Annotated in this window: 12 protein-coding genes; 9 read left to right on the top strand and 3 right to left on the bottom strand. The window is 75.1% G+C overall.

Features of this window, described 5'->3' with window-relative positions; translation table 11 throughout:
* Positions 1 to 11 precede the first annotated feature (11 nt).
* On the top strand, positions 12 to 1256 hold the full coding sequence (locus HDA31_RS14615; protein WP_219824926.1) for a PucR family transcriptional regulator: 1245 nt from the start codon (positions 12 to 14) through the stop codon (positions 1254 to 1256).
* A gap of 79 nt (positions 1257 to 1335) precedes the next feature.
* Here the strand turns inward: HDA31_RS14615 and HDA31_RS14610 are convergent, their stop codons facing one another.
* Together HDA31_RS14610 and HDA31_RS14605 are read right to left on the bottom strand one after the other, a co-directional pair.
* Positions 1336 to 1902 (bottom strand): GNAT family N-acetyltransferase, encoded by a 567-nt coding sequence (locus HDA31_RS14610; RefSeq protein WP_178065498.1) that lies wholly within the window; start codon positions 1900 to 1902, stop codon positions 1336 to 1338.
* Positions 1899 to 4034 (bottom strand): penicillin acylase family protein, encoded by a 2136-nt coding sequence (locus HDA31_RS14605; protein ID WP_178065497.1) that lies wholly within the window; start codon positions 4032 to 4034, stop codon positions 1899 to 1901. The genes HDA31_RS14610 and HDA31_RS14605 overlap by 4 nt, the downstream gene beginning before the upstream one ends.
* A 46-nt stretch (positions 4035 to 4080) precedes the next feature.
* Between HDA31_RS14605 and HDA31_RS14600 the strand changes: the two genes are divergently transcribed.
* The 6 genes from HDA31_RS14600 (at position 4081) to HDA31_RS14575 (ending at position 11894) form a co-directional block, all read left to right on the top strand.
* A complete protein-coding gene (locus tag HDA31_RS14600; protein WP_074476473.1) occupies positions 4081 to 4791 on the top strand; it encodes a siderophore-interacting protein in 711 nt (236 codons plus the stop codon).
* Positions 4788 to 6047 (top strand): MFS transporter, encoded by a 1260-nt coding sequence (locus tag HDA31_RS14595; RefSeq protein ID WP_178065496.1) that lies wholly within the window; start codon positions 4788 to 4790, stop codon positions 6045 to 6047. The genes HDA31_RS14600 and HDA31_RS14595 overlap by 4 nt, the downstream gene beginning before the upstream one ends.
* Positions 6044 to 7546 carry an MFS transporter gene (locus HDA31_RS14590; RefSeq protein ID WP_178065495.1) on the top strand — a complete coding sequence of 501 codons (1503 nt, stop codon included), beginning with the start codon at positions 6044 to 6046 and terminating at the stop codon, positions 7544 to 7546. Before HDA31_RS14595 ends, HDA31_RS14590 begins: the two co-directional genes overlap by 4 nt.
* A gap of 335 nt (positions 7547 to 7881) precedes the next feature.
* Positions 7882 to 10098 carry a carbohydrate-binding module family 20 domain-containing protein gene (locus HDA31_RS14585; RefSeq protein WP_178065494.1) on the top strand — a complete coding sequence of 739 codons (2217 nt, stop codon included), beginning with the start codon at positions 7882 to 7884 and terminating at the stop codon, positions 10096 to 10098.
* 178 nt (positions 10099 to 10276) lie between these two features.
* Entirely contained in the window at positions 10277 to 10855 is a 579-nt protein-coding gene (locus tag HDA31_RS14580) for a GNAT family N-acetyltransferase (RefSeq protein ID WP_178065493.1), read from the top strand.
* Positions 10856 to 10994: 139 nt separating this feature from the next.
* Positions 10995 to 11894 carry a siderophore-interacting protein gene (locus tag HDA31_RS14575; RefSeq protein WP_178065492.1) on the top strand — a complete coding sequence of 300 codons (900 nt, stop codon included), beginning with the start codon at positions 10995 to 10997 and terminating at the stop codon, positions 11892 to 11894.
* 43 nt (positions 11895 to 11937) lie between these two features.
* Here the strand turns inward: HDA31_RS14575 and HDA31_RS14570 are convergent, their stop codons facing one another.
* Positions 11938 to 13545, bottom strand: a complete 1608-nt coding sequence (locus tag HDA31_RS14570; RefSeq protein ID WP_178065491.1) for an RICIN domain-containing protein — start codon at positions 13543 to 13545, stop codon at positions 11938 to 11940.
* 294 nt (positions 13546 to 13839) lie between these two features.
* On the opposite strand from HDA31_RS14570, the gene HDA31_RS14565 reads away from it, so the two are divergent.
* Together HDA31_RS14565 and HDA31_RS32975 are read left to right on the top strand one after the other, a co-directional pair.
* A complete protein-coding gene (locus HDA31_RS14565) occupies positions 13840 to 14184 on the top strand; it encodes a CU044_2847 family protein (RefSeq protein WP_178065490.1) in 345 nt (114 codons plus the stop codon).
* The gene (locus HDA31_RS32975) at positions 14163 to 19181 is read left to right on the top strand and encodes a RelA/SpoT family protein (protein WP_178065489.1); all 5019 of its coding nucleotides are present in this window, start codon (positions 14163 to 14165) and stop codon (positions 19179 to 19181) included. The genes HDA31_RS14565 and HDA31_RS32975 overlap by 22 nt, the downstream gene beginning before the upstream one ends.
* Positions 19182 to 19196: the final 15 nt, after the last annotated feature.

The raw sequence follows: 19196 nt of genomic DNA, 5'->3' as shown, positions 1-19196 counted from the left end.
GAAGCGGGCCGATGACGATGCCGGAGCGGGCCGGGGCCCTCGGCGCGCTGCTGCGCGACCTGGCGACCGACCGGCGGGTGGTGGACGAGATGGTCGAGGCGGCCCGGGTGCACTCGCCCGAGGTGGCCCGGCTGCCGACGGCCGAGAACCGCCGGCACGTGGCGGCGCTGCTGGCCGCCGGGCTGGCGTCGTTCGAGCGGCTGACGGAGCCCAGCGAGCGGGACTTCGCCGAGGCCCGCCGCCTCGGCGCCGACCGGGCGGCGCAGGGCGTCTCGGTCGCCGGCCTGCTGCGCGGGGTGCAGGCCGGCCGGCAGCGCGTGGTCGAGATCGCACTGGACCGGGGACGGGCCGCCGGGATACCCGACACCGCGCTGCTGGACGCCCTGCTGGAGCTCGGCCGGTACGCCAGCGCGCTGGAACGCGCCCTGGTCGACGGCCACCACACGGCGGAGCTGGAGCTGGCCCGCTCCCGCCGCGACGCCCGCAACCGGCTGCTGCGGCGGCTGCTGCTCGACGAGGCGGGCGACGCGCGCCCCGGGGACGCCCTCGGGCCGCGCCCCGACGACCTGGCCGCCTTCGGGCTGCGCCCCGACGGCCGCTACCACTGCGTCGTCACCGAGCTGACCGACCCGGCCCGGATCGCGGCGGTGGAGCGGCAGCTCTGCGGCGGCGGCGCGCTCTTCGGCGCCGTCGACGACCGGCTCGCCGGCCTGTGCGTACGACTGCCGCCCGCCGACCTCGCCGACGCGGCCGGGCTCGTGGTGGCCGCCCCGGCGCGGCCCCTGGCGCAGGCCCCGGCCCTGCACCGGCTCTGCGTGGCCGCCCTGCGCGCCGCGTCCCGGGCCGGGCTGCGTGGCCTGCACCGGGTGGTCGACCTCGCCGGGGAGACCGCGCTGGCCGCCCAGCCGGCCCTGGCCGACCTGGTCAGCGGGGAGCTGCTGGCGGCCCTCGACGCGGCCGACGAGTTCCACCGGCAGCTCGCCTCGACCGCGCTGACCTACCTCGACCACGGCCAGCGGCTGGACCGCACGGCCGAGGCCCTGCACCTGCACCCGAACACCGTGCGCTACCGGCTGCGCCGGTTGCAGGAGCTGACCGGGATGCCGCCGACCCTCGCCGAGCCGGGCGGCCGGTGGCCGGTGCCGCAGACGGTGCGCTGGTGGTGGGCGCTGCGCACCTGGCTCGCCGGCGACCCGCTGGGCGAGGCGGCCGCCGGCCGTCCCGGGGCCGCCCGGTCGCACCGCCCGGCGAGGTGACGCCCCCCTAGTAGGCAGCTGAGTCGAACACGACATCGTCGCGCCCGGCCCCGGCCGCCCCGGCGGCCCCCGGCGTCGGTCAGCCGGGCAGCGGGGCGGGGAAGAGGGTCTCGAAGCGGTCCCGGGTCAGGAACGCCAGCCGCGCCCGCTTGTCCGGCATGTCGATCTCGTCGTCGAGGGTGAACCCGGAGCGCGCCAGCCGGCGCAGCGCCAGCTCGTTGCGCACGTCCGGCTCGACCACGACCCGCTGCCGGGTCGGGTCCCGGAACAGGAACCGCACCAGCGCCGGCCCCACCGCGCCGGTGAAGTCGCGCGGCGGGCGTCGGCCGGGGGACAGCAGCAGGTGCATGCCGATGTCGCCGGGCAGCACCGCGTACCGCTCGCCGACCGGGTCGGCCTCCGGCCGGTAGGTCTGGAACAGGCCGACCGGCGCGCCGTCGAGCAGGATCAGGTACGCGTGGTGCGTCGCCAGCCCGTCGACGAAGGCGTAGACCTCGCGGACCTCCTCGACGGTGTAGCCGCCCATGCCCCAGTACACGGCCCGGGGCTGGGTGACCCAGCCGTGCAGCAGCTCGGCGTGGGCCTGCGGGTCGACCTCGACGAGGGACAGCTCGCCGAGGCCGGGCAGGGTCTCCTGGTACGTCACGTGTCCCTCTTCTCGGATTCACGGGTCAGCAGCCGCCAGTCGGTCTCCACCGGGACGAGGTCGCCGGTGGCCCACAGCGGCAACTGGTCGGCGAAGTGCGGGTCGTCGGGGCGACCCGACGCGCCGAAGGGCACCACCCACCGGCTCGCCGCCCGGTCGGTCAGATCCCACACGTAGCGGGCGACCGGGCCGCGCCAGCAGGCGTCCGACAGGCCGGGGACGCTGCTGGTGGCGAGCACGCAGTCGCTGTCGCCGGCCAGCGCGACGCGGTCGCGCATCGCCGCCACCGCCGCGTCGACCTCGGGGCAGACCGGCAGGTGGACGGGGTGCAGGGCGTGCCGCTGACCCCAGGTGCCGGGCGGGTCGCCGTGCGCGACCTCCTCCAGGGCGGCGGCGGCCACGGGCCCGACGTCGACGCCGAGGCCGGGCAGCCCCGCCACCACGGCGTCGAGGGCGTGGCCGATCCGCCCGAGGGGGTTCGTCCACGGCCGGAACAGCTCGTCGTACGCGCCCGGGGCGCGCAGCGGGCGCAGCGCCGGGTGCTCGTGCAGCCCCCGGGCGAGGGCCGCCCGCCAGGCGGCGTAGGCGGCGGCGTCGCCGCTGTCGGCGGCCATCCGCCCGTCCCAGGCGGCCAGCCGCTTCCACAGGTCGCGGGCCGGGCCGGTGCGGGCGTCGGGGTCGAGCCGGCCGAGGACGCCGCGCAGCACGCCCACGTCGAGCCGGGTGTCCATGTGCACGGCCGCCGGCGCGGCGCCCTCGGCGAGCAGGGCGCGGATGCGGCGGGCCCGGTGCGGCGGGGCGAAGTCGCGGCCCAGCGCCGCCACGTCGGGCCGGCGGTCGTTGGCGCAGGCCGTGGACCCGGTGACCGTCGTGCGGGGCAGCGCCGCGTACCGGCCGCTCCAGCGGTAGCGGGGCTCCCAGGCGGGCACCGGCTCGCGGCGGCACCGGTCGTCGCGCACCGGCACCAGGCCGGCGACGAGCTGGGTGACCGCGCCCGACCGGTCGGCGACGAGCACGCTGTTGACCGGCTCGACCCAGTCCTTGAGCGCGGTGGCGACGTCGTCGACGGTCCGCGACCGCAGCAGTGGCAGCAGCGCGTCGAAGCCGCAGCGCTGCTCGACCCGGCTGGGCGCGCGCAGGCTCAGCGCCTCGCCGGTGTCCCGGTCGTGGTCGACCACCGGCCCCCGGGCCGTCTCGATCACCTCGACGGGGACGGGCTCGCCGTCGCGTACCACGACGTGTTCGACCCGGCGGCGGGCCGGCGCCCAGCCGTCGGCCTCGCGGACCAGGACCACGTCGCCGTCGCGGCGCAGCCGCTCGCGGTAGACATCCTGGTAGTCGGCCATCGCGTTGGTGACCGCCCAGGCCACGTCGCCGGCGTGGCCGAAGTGGGGCAGGCCCGGCACCCCCGGGAACGCGAAGCCGAGCACGTCGAACTCGGGGCAGGCCAGGCGGACCTGCTGGTAGACGCCGGGCAGTTCGAGGATCCGGTGCGGGTCGCCGGCGACGACCGGGCCGCGGCCGGTGGCCGGGTCGGCCGGCGTCACCCAGGCGTTGCTGCCCGAGCCGCCGGGGGCCTCGACGTCGAACAGGGCGGTGGCCGCCGGCCCGAGCGTGGCGGCGACGTGGGCCCGCCACAGTTTGTTGGGGAACGTCGAGAAGAGCACGTGCTGCACCAGGAAGACGCCGAGCGGCGACCACGGCCGCCACCGGCCGGGGGCGCAGCCGGCCGCCGCGAACTCCGGGGCCGCGGCGGCGCCCTCGGCGAGCCCGTCGTTGATCCCCTGCGCGTACGCGGCGACCCAGCGCCGGGTGGCCGGGTCGAGCCGGGCGTAGCAGCGCCGGGCGGTGTCGTCGAGGCGGGCCCGGCGGGCGAAGCGGTCCCAGCCCACCTCGGCGGGGCCGACGTGCTCGGCGAGCCGCCCCTCGCAGCGCCACCGCTCCACCTCGATCTGCCAGGCCCGGTCGAGCGCGGTGGCCCGGCCCTGGAGCCGGGCGAGGTCGTCCACGGTGTCGGCCCACAGGTGCGGCACGCCCCAGGTGTCGCGGTGGATGCCGGCGGCGCGGACCGGCGGCCCGACGGGCGGCGCGAGCGACGCCGGCGGTGGCGTCGACTCCCGTAACAGCGTCATTTAGGTTACCCTCCCCTAACTTAGGCAGACCTTACTGGAGGGGTGCGTGAAACGGAACTGGGAAGCCCTGGTGCTGCGCGCGATGGGCGGCCGGACCTTCCGGCTCACGGTGCGGGGGACGGAGTCGGTGGGCGGGCGCTACCAGCGGCTCCACGTCGACGACGGCGGCCTGCTCGCCGAGTGCGGCGTCCACCCCACCATGTGGATCCGGCTGTGGTTCGACAACGACGGCCGGCCCCACCAGCGCGCCTACACCCTCGTGGACCCGGACCCGGCGGCCGGGCGGTTCAGCCTGGAGTTCGCCCTGCACGACGGGGTCGCGGCCCGCTGGGCGAGCGCCGCCCGCGTCGGCGACACCATCGAGGCCACCGTGCAGGGCAGCGGGTTCCGCCTGCCCGACCCCGCCCCGCGCCACCTCTACCTGGTCGGCGACGCCGCGTCGCTGCCGGCCGTGAACAGCCTGCTCGACGCCGCCCCCGACGTGCCGGCGACGGTCTGGGTCGAGTACGCCCACGACGACGAGAAGGCGCTGCCGCCCCGGGCCCGCGAGCACCACGAGGTCGTCTGGGTGCCGCGCCGCGACGAGGGCCGGCACCTCGTCGACACCGTCCGCTCGGCGCTGCCCGGCGTCGACGACGCGCACTACTGGGTGGCCTGCGAGGCCGCCAGCACCCGGGACATCACCCGGCACCTGCGCCGCACCCTCGGCGTCGGCCGGCACCAGCTCACCGCGCTGGGCTACTGGAGCGCCCGGTGAGGTCACCGCTGGGCACCCTCACCACCCTCTACGTCACCCAGTACCTCGGCATCGGGTTCATCACCGTCGGCCTGACCGCGATCCTGCGCGACGGCGGCACCTCGCTGGACACCCTCGCCCTGTTGCAGTTCGTCGGCCTGATCTGGCCGATCAAGTTCCTCTGGGCGCCGCTGCTCGACCGGTTCGGCTCCCGCCGCCTGGGCCACTACCGGTCCTGGCTGCTGGCGTTGCAGGGCGGCCTCGTGCTCGCGCTGCTCGCCCTGCTGCCGTACCCCCGGCCCGCCGGGCAGCTCGGGCCGATCGTGGCGATCTGCGCCGCGTACGTGCTGCTGTCGGCCACCCAGGACATCGCCGTCGACGCCGTCGCCGTCCGGGTGCTCTCCGAGCGCGCCCGGGGCGTCGGCAACGGCGTCCAGGTGTCCGCCAGCTACGTGGGCAACCTGCTCGGCGGGGGCGCCTGCGTGGTCGTCTACGACCGGTACGGCTGGGTGCCGGCGATCCTGCTGCTGGCCGGGCTGACCGCCGTCGGGCTGCTGGTGGTGTGGCGCTTCCGGGAGCCCCCGCGCGTCGCCCGTCCCGCCGGCGTCGGGCCGGCGTACCGGGCGCTGTGGTCGGTGTTCGGGCAGCCCGGGTGCCGCTGGTGGACCTTCGGCGTCGTGCCGCTGGTCTACACCGGAGCGGGCGCGGCGTACGCCCTCGTGTCGCCCGCCCTGGTCGACGCGGGCTGGTCGCTGGAGCGGATCGGCGTCGTCACCGGCGTCGTCACCAGCGTGCCGGCCGTCGTGGCGGGGCTGGCCGCCGGAGCCCTGGTCGGCCGGCTCGGCCGCGCCGGGGTGCTCGTCGCCGCCGGGGTGGCCCTGGCGGCGTCCACGGCGGCGCTGCTGCCGCTGCTGACCGGTCGCGCCCCGCTCGCGCCGACGGTGCTGGCGCTGTCGGCCTTCATGGCCGCGTACACGGCCGCGAACGTCGTGCTCTACACCGTCAACATGGACTACTCCCGGCCGGGCAGCGGCGGCACCGACTTCACGGTGCTGTCGTCGTTCGGGCTGGTCTGCTCCTTCGCCGCAGCCTCCGTGGGGCTCGCCGCCGCCGACCGGGTCGGCTACCCGGCCGTCGCGGTCGGCTCGGTCGTGCTGGTCGCGGCCGGCGTCGCCGTGGGCGTGGCGCACCAGCGCCGCCACCCGCGCCCCGCGCCGGCCCCCGCCGCCGGGCCCGCTGCGCCCGTGGCCCCGGCGACCGTGCGGACCGGCCCGTGAGCCTGCCCGCCCCGGCCGCCGAGGTGCCCCCGGCCGCCCCCGCCCGCCCGCTGCGCACCCGGTGGCTGATCCTCGCGGTGCTCTGCCTCGCCCAGGTCACCGTGGTGCTCGACAACACCGTGCTGACCGTGGCGGTGCCCGTGCTCACCGCCGAGCTGGGGGCCAGCACCGCCGACGTGCAGTGGACCATCAACGCGTACGCGCTGGTGCAGTCCGGGCTGCTGATCACCGCCGGCGGCGTCGTCGACCGGTACGGCCGCCGCCGGATGCTGCTCGCCGGCCTCGTCCTGTTCGGACTGGGCTCGCTGCTGGCCGCGCTCGCCGGGTCCACCGGCCAGCTCGTCGCCGCCCGCGCCGGGATGGGCGTCGGCGGGGCCCTGCTGGTCACCTCCACCCTGGCGGTGGCGATGCAGGTCTTCGACGCCGCCGAGCGCCCCCGGGCCATCGGCGTGTGGGCGGCGGCGAGCGCGCTGGGCTTCGCGGCCGGGCCGCCCGTCGGCGGCGCCATCCTCGCCCACTTCCCGTGGGAGGCGATCTTCCTGGTCAACATCCCGATCGTGCTGCTCTGCCTGGCGGCGGGCGCGGTCCTGGTGCCGGAGTCCCGGGACCCGGCCGGCGGGCGGTTCGACCTGGCCGGGGTGGCGCTGTCCACCGCCGGCCTGACCGCGGTGGTGTACGCCATCATCGCGGGCCCGGAGCGGGGCTGGTTCTCCGCACCGGTGCTCGGCGCGGCCGTCGGCGGCGCGCTGCTGCTCGCCGCCTTCGTCCGGTGGGAGCTGCGGGTCGCCCACCCCATGCTGGACATGGGCCTGTTCCGCAACCGCCGCTTCGTCGGCGCGATCTCCGGGGTCGTCCTGATCACCTTCGGCGCGACCGGCGCGCTGTTCCTGCTCACCCAGCACCTCCAGTTCGTCCGCGGCTACCCCGCCTGGGAGGCCGGGCTGCGGATGGTCCCGTTCGCGCTGTCCATCGTCGTGCTCAACCTCGCCGGGGTGGCCGCGCGGCTGATCCACCGGCTCGGGACGGCCGCCGCCATCGCCGTCGGCATGACGCTGCTCGCCGGCGGCCTCCTGCTGGTCACCCACGCCCCGTCCGACGGCTACGGCGTGCTGCTGGCCGGGCTGCTCACGATGGGCACCGGCTGCGCCCTGGCCAACCCGGCGATCGTGGAGGCGGTGATGAGCGCGATCCCGCCGGAGAAGGCCGGCTCGGGCGCCGGCGTGGACGGCACGATGACGGAGGTCGGCAGCAGCCTCGGCGTGGCCGTGCTGGGGGCGGTGCTCAACGCCCGGTTCGCCGCCCTCCTGCCCGCCGCGCTCGCCGGGGCCGGTTCGTTCCCCGCGGCGCTGGCGGCCGCCGCCACGGACGCCGAGCGTGGCCAGGTCACCGCCGCCTTCCGCGCCGCGTCGGAGACCGGGCAGACCGTCGGGGCCGGCGCGGTCCTCGCCGGCGGGCTGCTCGCCGCGTGGCTGCTGCGCCGCGCCCAGCGGGCCGGCTGAGCCGGGACGCGACGCGGCGACGCCGGGTCTGAAAGCCGCTGGAACCTCTTGCGGAGGAAGCTACGGCGGGCCGGCTGGCGCGTCAACGCCGTCCCAGTTTTCGAGGCACGCCGCGTGCCCCTTCGGTGACCCATCGGAGCGGGCGCGCGGCGGCTGGCCTGCTTCTTTCCGGGGCAGTGCGATCGTCCGCGCGGCGGTCATGTTGCCGCCGAGTTTCAAGAATCTTGCCGCAAGGTCTTGCAATCTCTTTCAGGTATGCCGCATCGTTTCGCTACCCGGACGGCCGTCCACACGCGTCAGTGCCTCTTCGACCCCGGAAGAAGGTCCCCCCTGTCATGGAACCCGTAGGGCCACACCCCCGTGGCCGCGCCGGTCGCCTGCTGCTCGCCGCCGCGATCGTCGCGGCCGGGGCGACGCCGGCGATCGTCGCTGCCGCCACCACCACCGCCACCCCCGCCCGCGCCGCCGTCGCCCTCAACGACAGCGAGGTGACGGCGAACCTGTGGGAGTGGAACTGGACCTCCGTCTCCGCCGCCTGCACCAACCACCTCGGCCCCGCCGGCTACGGCGCGGTCCAGGTCGCGCCGCCCCAGGAGTCGGTCAGCCTGCCCACCAGCGCCGACGGCGTGCACCCCTGGTACGAGGTGTACCAGCCGGTGTCGTACAAGCTGGAGAGCCGCTTCGGCACCCGCGCGCAGTTCGCGGCGATGGTCACCGCCTGTCACGACGCCGGCGTGCGGGTCTACGTCGACGCGGTCGTCAACCACATGGCCGGCGCGAACAACCCGGAGTCCGTCGTCGGCTACGCCGGCACCGACTTCTCCGGCCCCGGCTACAGCTTCCCCGCCGTGCCCTACGGCGCCGGCGACTTCCACCGGCCGGGCGACAACTGCCCGACCAACGGCACCATCACCGACTGGAACAACGAGGCCCAGGTCACCAGCTGCGAGCTGCTGTCCCTGACGGACCTGTACACCGAGAAGGACAGCGTCCGCACCAAGATCGCCGCCTTCCTCAACGACCTGATCGGCCTCGGCGTCGACGGGTTCCGGGTGGACGCCGTCAAGCACGTCAAGAAGGAGGACTTCGCGGCGATCCTCGGCAAGCTGGACAACACCGTCGCCGAGAACAAGCGCCCGTACGTCGCCCAGGAGATCTTCGACGGCGCGAGCAACGACGCCCTCAAGGCCCGGGCCTTCACCGGCAACGGCGACGTGCTCGACTTCGCGTACGCGAAGGGCCTGAAGTCAGCCTTCCAGGGCTCGATCTCCACGCTCGCCAACGTCGGCAGCTGGAACCTCGACGCGCCCAGCGCCAACGTCTTCGCCATGGTCACCAACCACGACCTGGAGCGCGACGGGGTCGTGCTGTCCTACAAGAACGGCAGCGACTACACCCTGGCCACCTACTTCGCCCTGGCCTACCCGCACGGCAAGCCGTCGGTCTACGACAGCTTCTCCTGGTCCGACCGCAACCAGTCCCCGCCTGCCGACGGCACCGGCTACGTCACCGACACCGTCTGCGGCAGCTCCTGGAACTGCCTGACCCAGTCCACCGGCATCAAGGGCATGGTCGGCTGGGCCAACGCCGCGCGGTCGGTCAGGACCGTCTCGGACTTCACGGCGGTGAACAGCAACGTCATCGGCTTCCACCGCGGCGACCGCGCCTGGATCGGCATCAACGACTCCGGCAGCGCCGCCACCGCCACGTTCGCCACCGGCCTCGCCGACGGCCGCTACTGCGACGTCGTCTCCGGCCCCGCCACCGCGTCCGGCTGCGCCGGCGCCACGGTGACCGTCTCCGGCGGCCGGGCGTCGGTGACGATCCCCGCCAACGACGCGGTCGCGATCCACGTGAACGCCCGCCCCGGCGCGACCCCGTCGCCGACGGCCAGCCCCACGGTGTCCCCGACCGCGTCGCCGACGGCCACCCCGACGACGAACCCGACCGACAGGATCGCCACGACCTTCACCGTCGGCGCGACCCCGGCCGCCGGCCAGGACGTCTACGTGGTCGGCAGCGTCGCCGAGCTGGGCTCGTGGGCCCCGGCCGGCGCCGTCAAGCTGACCGCGCAGGGCGGCGGCAGCTACCGGGCCGTGGTCGACCTGCCCCGGTCCACGGCGGTGGAGTACAAGTTCGTCAAGAAGACCGCCGCCGGCGCGGTCACCTGGGAGTCCGGGGCGAACCGCGCGTTCACCACCCCCGCCGGCGGCACCTACGCGGTCACCGAGACGTTCCGCGGCGACACCGTCACGAGCGGGCAGGTCGCCACCTCGTTCCACGCCACCGTCACGACCAGCTACGGCCAGAACGTCTACGTCGTCGGCAACGTCGCGGCCCTCGGCGGGTGGAACCCGGCCAACGCCGTGGCGCTCTCCCCGGCCGACTACCCGGTCTGGCGGGCGACGGTCGACCTGCCCCCGAACACCGCCGTCGAGTACAAGTACGTGAAGAAGAACCCCGACGGCACCGTCACCTGGGAGTCCGGGGGCAACCGCACCTTCACCACCCCGGCCGGCGGCGTCCGGACCAACACCGACACCTGGAGGTAGCCGCCGCGCCACGCGGCGAGGCGGGCGGCCGGCCCCGACACCGACGGGGGCCGGCCGCCCGGCCGCGTGCGTGCCCGGACGTCGCGGGTGGACGGGGCGGCGGGTACGCCCGTCGATGTGCCGGTTAAGCTACCCCTACGTGACTGTCCGTCACGGTGTCGGTCCACCGAGGAGTCCCATGACGACCGCAACGACCACCTGCCGGCGACGCGTCGAGGGGTTCGGCGAGGTGCTCATCCGCCCCGTCGAGCCGGCCCGCGACGTCGACGTGATCCACGACTGGGTCACCCGGGAGCGGTCGCGGTTCTGGGGCATGCGCGAGGCCAGCCGCGAGCGGGTGCGCGAGATCTACGAGTACCTCGACTCGCTCGCCACCCACCACGCCTACCTGGTGCACCGCGACGGCCGGCCGGCGGCGCTGTTCCAGACCTACGAGCCGGCGGCCGACCCGGTCGGGGAATGCTACGACGTGCGCCCCGGCGACTTCGGCGTCCACCTGCTGATCGGTCCGCCCGACGGCGGCGTCGAGCCCGGCTTCACCGGAGCCCTCCTCGACGCGTTCCTCGCCTTCGTGCTGGCCGACCCGGCCCGGCTGCGCATCGTCGCCGAGCCGGACGCGCGCAACGACCGGGCGGTCGCCCGGCTGGTCCGTGCCGGGTTCGTGCCCGGGCCGCGGATCGACCTGCCGGAGAAGCGGGCCCAGCTGCTCTTCCTGGACCGGTCGGTCTTCCTCGACCGGGTCGCCGCCCAAGGCTGATCCGGTCGCCGGGTCGCCCGGTGGGGGGACGACGCCCCACCCCTGCGCGCGCTCGTGTAAGGGTAGGCTAACCTGACCGGTGTCCGATGATCGACGCCGGGTGCCGTGGGACGGAACCCGCCCACGTCCGAGAGGCGCCATGACCCAGACCCTGCCCATCGCGCCGTGGCGGCTGTTCGACGTCGAGGTCCGCGCCGTGCGGCGGCTCAGCCCGTCGTTCGTCCGCGTCACCTTCACCGGCGTCGACCTCGACCGCTTCGCCGACAACGGCTACGACCAGCGGATCAAGCTGGCGCTGCCGTTGCCCGGGCGGGCCGAGGTCGACCTGCCCGGGGGCCCCGACTGGTACATCCGCTACCGGGCCCTGCCCGAGCACCTGCGCAACCCGGTCCGCACGTACACCGTCCGGGCGGCCCGCCCGCACCTGGCCGAGGTGGACGTCGACCTCGTCCTGCACGGCGACGGCGGCCCCGCGACCCGGTGGGCCCGCCGGGTGTGCCCCGGCGACCGGGCGGCCCTGCTCGGCCCCGACGCCGGCTTCGACGGCGAGCACGGCGGCATCGAGTTCCGGCCGCCGCCGGCGGGCCGGCTGCTGCTGGCCGGCGACGAGACCGCCGTGCCGGCGATCACCGCCATCCTGGAGCGGCTCCCGGCCGACGCCCGGGGGCGGGCGCTGCTGGAGGTGCCCGAGCCCGCCGACGCGCTCGGCGTCGCCGCGCCGCCCGGCGTGCGGGTCACCTGGCTGCCCCGGGCCGGTGGGCGGCACGGCAGCCGCCTCGTGCCCGCCGTCGCGGCGGCGGCCGGCGAGCTCTGTGGCCCCACGCCGGCCGCCGGCCCGGTCACCGACGTCGACGTGGACCGGGAACTCCTCTGGGAGGTGCCGGTCCCGGCGGCGCCGGTGCCGCTGTACGCGTGGCTCGCGGGGGAGGCCGGCGTCATCCGGACGCTGCGCCGGCACCTGGTGGCCGAGCGGGGGCTGGACCGGCGGGCGGTGGCGTTCATGGGGTACTGGCGGCTGGGCCGGGCCGACCCCGCCTGAGCCGCCGCCGGCGCGCCCGCGCCGGCCCCCGTGCGCCGCCCGGTCAGCAGCGGCTGATCGACGAGTTGTTCAGCGTGACGTTGCTGATGGTCAGGTTGTCCACGCACGGGTTCTCCACGATCCGGTTGTTGACCAGCGTGAAGTTGCGCAGCGTGATGTCGCGGGTGCCGGGGAACTCGGTGCGCTCGGCGAGCCGCACCTCGCCGCCGCCGCTGATCGTGCCGCCGCCGGAGGCGATGTTCACCCCGTAGCAGTTCTCGATCAGGATGGCGTTGTTGCCGGTGTTGGCGATGTCGACCCGGTCGATCGCCGCGCCGCCGGACTCGGAGACGCAGAAGATCCCCCGGCCACCGCCCCGGGCCCGCACGGTGCCGACCCGGACGTTGGTCGGGTAGCTGTCGCCGATGCGGCCGTTGCGGTTGGCCATGCGGAACGCCGCGTAGCCGGTGCCGGCGCCGGCGTTCTCCGCGTCCACGGTGGTGACGGTGGCGTTGATCGTCTGGTTGAGCAGCAGCCCCGACTCGCCGACGTTGCGGGCGGTGACGGTGCCGATGGTCAGGCCGTCGACGCCGTAGGTCTCGACGGCGTGCGAGCTGGCCCCGGAGACGTAGACGTTGTCGATGCGCACGTTGCGGGTCCACTGGCTGGTGTCGCCGCGGTTGTCGATGCGGACGCCCAGGCCGGCGGTCAGCCGCATGTCGATCTGCCCGAGGACCACGTTGGTGACGTTGCGCAGGAAGATCCCGTACAGCGGGTTGCCCGTGACGGTGAGGTGCTGCACCTCCACCTGCGTGGTGCCCCGCGAGTAGATCGGCGCCTGGTCGCCGGAGCCGGTGCCGGTCACGTTGATCGTGCCGCAGACGTCGATGGCGGTGTAGCTGGGCAGCGAGATCCGGGAACCGGCGCTCATCGAGCCGGAGCCGCGCACCACGACCCGCTGCTTGCTGGTGCGCCCGGCGGTCAGGCTGTTCACGGCGGCCTGCACGGCGGCGCGCAGGTCGGTGCCGGTGTGGACGGTGCTGCCGCCGTTGCGGACCGTCCAGGTGCCGCCGCTGAGCACCGCCTCGGCCTGGAACGAGCCCGATCCGCAGTCGGCGGCGGCGCCGCCCACCCGGACGAGCTGCCACTGCTGGTTGGCCCCGCCCAGGTCCTGGTACTGCGAGATCATGCCACCGTCGGCGGTGGACCAGCCCCACACGTCGAGGGCCTTGCCGGAGTGCCGGTTGACGAACCGGACGTGTCCGCCGTCGGAGTCGGCCAGGCCGAAGTGCTGGCGGGTGTTGCCGCTGACCGCCGGGTTCTGCACGAGCGGCGTGCCGTCGACGGCGTTGGGCAGTTCGAGCACCTTGCCGCTGTGCACGGAGCGGATCTGGTAGTAGCCGCCGCCCACGTCCACGAAGCGCCACTGCTGCACGGCGAGGTCGTTGCGGGCGTACTGGTTTACCGGCGCGCCGTCGGCGGTGGACCAGTTGTAGAGGTCCATGGCCTTGCCGCTGTGCCGGTTGACGAACACGTACGTCGCGCCGGTGTCGACGGTGGCGGCGGAGGCGGCCTGCGGGCTGATCGCCACTGCCGCGCCGACCAGGGCGAGGATCGTCGTGACCAGCAGGACCAGGCGCGGCGACCTGCCGCGCGCGCTCACGGTCGGCATCGGGCCTCCTTCTCGGGACGGTGGCGGTGCCCGCGGGCCGCCCACGAGGACGCGCCCGGGTGGACGTCGGTGGCGCTCGCCCGGCCGGCGGTGGTGGTGGCCGGGCGACGGCGACGCCCATCATCGGCTCAGGTCGATGTCTTGCCACGATGCTGTCGAGGGCGTCGGCGGATGTCAAGGGCGTCGCGGCGGGCGGGAAAGGGCTTGCCCGGCCTGGCGGGCCCCGGACGTTGCGCCGAGCGACTACCGTTCGAATCTCCTTCGTCACCCGACGAGCGACGTGAGGTGGGTTGCGTGAACGAGGACGGCGCTGCCGTGGACGGGCCGGAGAGCCTGGTGCCGTTGCGGGTCGACGGGCATGTCGTCTACCTGTCCACCGGGGTCCTGCGGGCGGGGGCGTCCAGCGACGAGGCCGAGGTCGCCGGCCGTCCGGCCAGCCTGGACGAGGCGCTCGCCGGGCTGGCGGCCTTCGCCGGCAAGGTCGCCGACTCGCTGCGCGGGGCGGACGTGACCCGGCTGTCGGTCGAGTTCAGCTGCGAGTTCGCCGTCGAGTCTGGCAAGTTCGTGGCGATCCTGGGCAAGGCCTCGGCCAAGTCCGGCGTCAAGGTGGGCCTCGAGTGGGAAAAGCCGACGACCTAGCGACCGCGGTCGACGCGAGCTGGGAGGAACTGCTCCACGCCGCCACGGTGGCCATCGAGGTGCCGTCGCCGTCCGGGGGCGCGCCGAGCCGCGGCACCGGCTTCCTCGTCGCCCCGGCGACCGTGGCGACCTGCGCGCACGTGCTCGCCGCCGACGGGCAGCCGACACCGGAGACCGCGTTGGGGCGGGTGGTCGCCGCCGGGGTCAGCCTGACCCTGCGGGTCGTCCCGGACGCCGTCCACCGCAGCCGGGCCGGGCTGGACCTCGCCCTGCTGGCCGTCGACCAGTCGGTGCCGTCGGCCGAGCTGACGCCCGTCCTGTCCAGCCCCGTGATCAGCGTCGGCGACGCGCTCTGGGCGTACGGGCACCCCGACGGCATGTTCCGCAGCGGCCAGCCGGCGACGTTCGTCTACGAGGGCCAGTCGCGGCGCAGCGAGGACGACCCGCTGCGCCTGCTCCGGCTGCGCGGCACCCCGGTCACGGCGGGGTTCAGCGGCAGCCCCGTGGTCAACCACCGCACCGGCGCGGTGTGCGGCATGATCTGCACGTCGAGCACCACCGGCAGCGCCCACATGCTGCCCGTCGGCGAGATCGTCGCCCGCTGCGGGCACGCCGACCCGCACCTCGCCGCCGTCCAGCCCCACCACCGGCACTGGCTGAGCCTGCTGACCGACCGGCAGCTCGCCGCCGGCCGGTGGCGCTTCCCCGGCCCCCAGCTACGGGCCTACCTGGCGCTGGCGGAGCGGGCGTCGGCCCGGCACCCGTACCGGATGCCCGCGACCACCCAGCTGCCGCCCCTGTCCGCCGTCTACGTCCGGCAGACGACCCGGCTACACGAGACACCCACGGCGGCGTGGTCGGTCCCCGCGCCGATCCGCCCCGCCGAGGTCGTCTTCGACGGTGACCGGGACGCGTTTCTCGTGGGCGGCGCCGGCGCGGGCAAGTCCAGCCTCTTCCACGTCGTGACGCGCGACCTGGTCCGGCGTCAGCAGAGCACCGACGTCACCGACGTCCCGGTCCGGGTGCAGGCCACCGACCTGCTCGAAGCGGACAGCCTCGGTGCGGCGGTCGCCCGGAGCGTGCGGGCCGACTTCGGGTTGGCGGGTAACGGCGGGTCCTGGCCCCCGGGCTTCTTCGACGCCCCGCCCATGTCGGACGGGACCTGGCTGGTCCTGGTCGACGGCCTCGACGAGATCATGGACTCCGGCCGGCGGCAGGACGTCCTCGCCTTCCTCGCCGCCCACCGGGCGACGCCGCGCAGCGCGCACCGGTTCGTCATCGCCACCCGGCCGGCCGCCGACCTGCACGCCACTTCGGGGGCGGACTGGGAGCCGCTGCGGTTCGAGCTGCTCGCCTTCGACGAGGAGCAGCGCCGCCGGTTCACCGAGGGCTGGTTCAGCCGCCTCGCGGTCGATCGCCCCGGCGACACCGCCGACGAGTTCGACCGGGAGCTCGACCGGCTCGGGCTGGGGGAGCTGGCCCGCAACCCGCTGATGGCCACCATGCTGTGCCAGCTGTTCGTGGCGAGCGCGCCGCGTCGCCTGCCGCGCGGGCGCAGCAGGATCTTCCACGACTTCGTGCAACTGCTCTGCGAACGCCAGTACAGCGACGCCGACGGCGGCATCCGCCAGCAGGTGCTGCGGCGGCTGCGCCGCTACGGCCGGCAGGCGGAGGAGGCGGGGGAGCGGCTCATCGTCGAGCGCGACGACCTCATCGGCCGCCTCGCCGCGGACCGGCTGGCCGGCGACGCGCAACCGGCCGTCGACAGGCTCGCCCGGTGGACCCGCCACCTGCCCCCGCCGTCGGTGCCGACGGGCACCTGGCGGGACCTGCTCGCCGATCTCCTGCGCCGCAGCGGGGTGCTGCTGGAGCGGGGCGACGACTTCGTCTTCCTGCACCAGACCATCCAGGAGTATCTGGCCGCGCAGGTCGTCGCCCACGACGCCGACCGGGCCGGGCCGGCGTTCCGCGACCTGCTGCTGCGCACCGTGTCGGGCCGGGCGGTGCCCCCGCCCGCCTGGCGGCAGTCCTTCGCCCGGTTCCTGGTCGCGGCGTGGCCGCAGCCCGACGCCGTCGCCTCGGCCCTGCGGGCCATGACGGCCACCGGCGGCCTCGGCGCGGCCCTGTTCGTCGGCGCGCTCGTCGACGACGGCCACGACCTGACCGTGGAGGTCGTGGACAACGCCGTCCGGGCGCTGCGTGCCATCGCCCACGACGAGCGCGTATCCGTCGACGACCGGCAGGTGGCCGTCGACACCTGCGTCCACCTCAGCCGGCCCGCCGGAGCCGACCTGGCCCGGGCCGTCGTGACCGACCCGAGGATCGACCGCCGGCTGCGGGTCGGCGCCCTGCGCACGCTGGCCGACCTCGCGCCGCACCCGACGCCGCCCCGCCCCGTCGACCCGGACGGGACGGTCGGCGACGGCGGCGACAAATGGATCATGGAACAGGTGGCGCGTCTCGTCGACGTCGACGGTCCCGCCCTGCTCGCCGTGGTCGGCCAGGACGAGGCGTTCGAGGGCGGGCAGCGCGTCTGGGCCGCCGACGCGCTCGCCCGCGCGGGCGATGGGCGGGGCCGCGAGCTGCTTGTCCGCCTCGCGCGACAGGCGGGCCTGGCGCCGTTGCAGCGCCGCGTGGCCGTCACCGCGCTCGCCCACCTCGACGGCGTCGAGGCAGCGCCCCCGCCCGGTGACCTCGTCCCCGACGCGGCCGCGCCCGGTCCGACGCGGGCCGGCGGCGCGGAGCCGCACCGTGTCTCGTCGGTGCGGCGGCTGGCCCGCCGGATGGGCATCGACGGCCTCCTGGGCGGCGACACCCCCCAGGTCAGCGAGGCGCTCGAACCGGTGGTGGCCGCCCACCGGCGGAGCCATCCCGACGCCGACGTCCTGCTGTTGCAGCGCGCGTTCGACACCGCGTCGTGGTGGCACTCCGGCCAGTACCGCAAGTCCGGCGACCCCTACATCACCCACCCGCTCTCGGTGGCCACCATCCTGGCCGAACTGGGCATGGACACCACGACCCTGGTCGCGGGGCTGCTCGGCGACACGGTCGAGGACGCCGCGTACCCCCTGCACCAGCTTCGGGTCGAGTTCGGCGACGAGGTGGCGGCGCTCGTCGACGGGGTGACCAAGCTCGACCGGGTCACGTTCGGCGACGTCGCCGAGGCGGAGTCGATCCGCAAGATGGTCGTGGCGATGGCGAAGGACCCGCGGGTCCTGGTGATCAAGCTGGCCGACCGGCTGCACAACATGCGCACCCTGTCCTTCCTGCCCCGGCCCAAGCAGGAGCAGAAGGCGACCGAGACGCTGGAGATCCTCGCGCCCCTGGCGCAGCGGCTCGGCATGAACACGATCAAGTGGGAGCTGGAGGACCTCGCGTTCAGCACGCTGTTCCCCAAGCGGTACGAGGAGATCGCCCGCCTGGTGGAAGCGCGCCGGCCCCGGCGGGAGGCGCTGCTGCGCCAGGTCACCGTCAAGGTGGACGCGGACCTGAGGGCCGCCAGGATCCGGGCGGAGGCGACGGGCCAGCCGAGGCACATGTATGCGATCTACCAGAAGATGATCGTGCAGGGCCGCGACTTCGCTGAGGTCTACGACCTGGCTGGGGTGCGGATCCTGGTCGACACGGTGCGCGACTGCTACGCGGCCCTGGGCGTGGTGCACGCCAACTGGCCGCCGGTGCCGGGCCGGATCAAGGACTACGTCGCGCTGCCCAAGTCCAACATGTACCAGTCGCTGCACACGACGGTCGTCGGGCCCACGGGGCGGCACCTGGAGGTGCAGATCCGCACCCACGCGATGCACCGCGTCGCCGAGTACGGGATCATGGCCCGGTGGCGGCACGGCGCGCAGGCGGGGGGCGGCCCCGCGCACGTCGACGAGATGACGTGGCTGCGCCTGCTGCTCGACTGGCAGCGGGAGGCGGCGGATCCGAGCGAGTTCCTCGACGCGTTGCGGTTCGACCTGTCGAGCCAGGAGGTGTACGTCTTCACCCCCAAGGGTGACGTCATCCCGTTGCCGACGGGGTCGACGCCGGTGGACTTCGCGTACGCGGTGCACACCGAGGTCGGGCACAAGTGCATCGGGGCGCGGGTCAACGGCAAGCTGGTGCCCCTGGAGTCGACGCTGTCCAACGGCGACGTGATCGAGATCTTCACGTCGAGGTCCGACACGGCGGGGCCGTCACGGGGCTGGCTGGGCTTCGTCAAGAGCCCCCGCGCCCAGACCAAGATCCGCCAGTTCTTCAGCGTCGAGGGCCGGGAGGAGGCGATCGAGGCCGGCAAGGAGGCGCTGGTCGCGGCCATGCGCCGGCAGGGGGTCCCCGTGCAGCGGATGCTCACCCCCGAGGCGTTGCTGGCGGTCGCGCGGGACCTGCACCTGGCCGACGTGGCGTCGCTGTACGCGGCGGTCGGCGACAGCCGGGTCTCCGCGCAGTCGGTGGTGCAGAAGCTGATGGCCGCGTACGGGGGCGAGGAGGGCGCGGCGGAGGACATGTCCGAGACGGCCGTGGCCACCCGGCCGCCCCGGGTCCGGATGAACGGCCACGACTCGGGCGTGGTGGTGCGGGGCGCCGGCGACGTGTGGATCAAGCTGGCCCGCTGCTGCACGCCGGTGCCGCCCGACTCGGTCTTCGGGTTCGTCACCCGCAACAACGGTGTGAGTGTGCACCGCGACGACTGCGCCAAGGCCACGGAGCTGCGGGCCCAGGCCGAGCGGGTGGTCGAGGTGAGCTGGAAGCTCACCTCCGCCTCGGCGTTCCTGGTGGCCATCCAGGTGGAGGCACTCAACCGGCAGCGGCTCCTGGCGGACGTCAGCCGGGTGCTCTCCGACGAGCGGGTCGACATCCTCTCCGTGACGCTCACCACCACCCGCGACCGGGTGGCGGTGAGCCGGTTCAGCTTCGAGTTGGCCGACCCGTTGCACCTGGGGCACCTGCTGGCCGCGGTCCGCAGGGTCGACGGGGTGTTCGACGCCTACCGGGTCACCTCGGGCGTCTGAGCCGCCCCGGTGCGG

This window comes from Micromonospora carbonacea, from assembly GCF_014205165.1.
GTDB lineage: Bacteria > Actinomycetota > Actinomycetes > Mycobacteriales > Micromonosporaceae > Micromonospora > Micromonospora carbonacea.
Note: the sequence above shows the minus strand (reverse complement) of the source record. Positions and strands in the feature narration are given on the sequence as shown.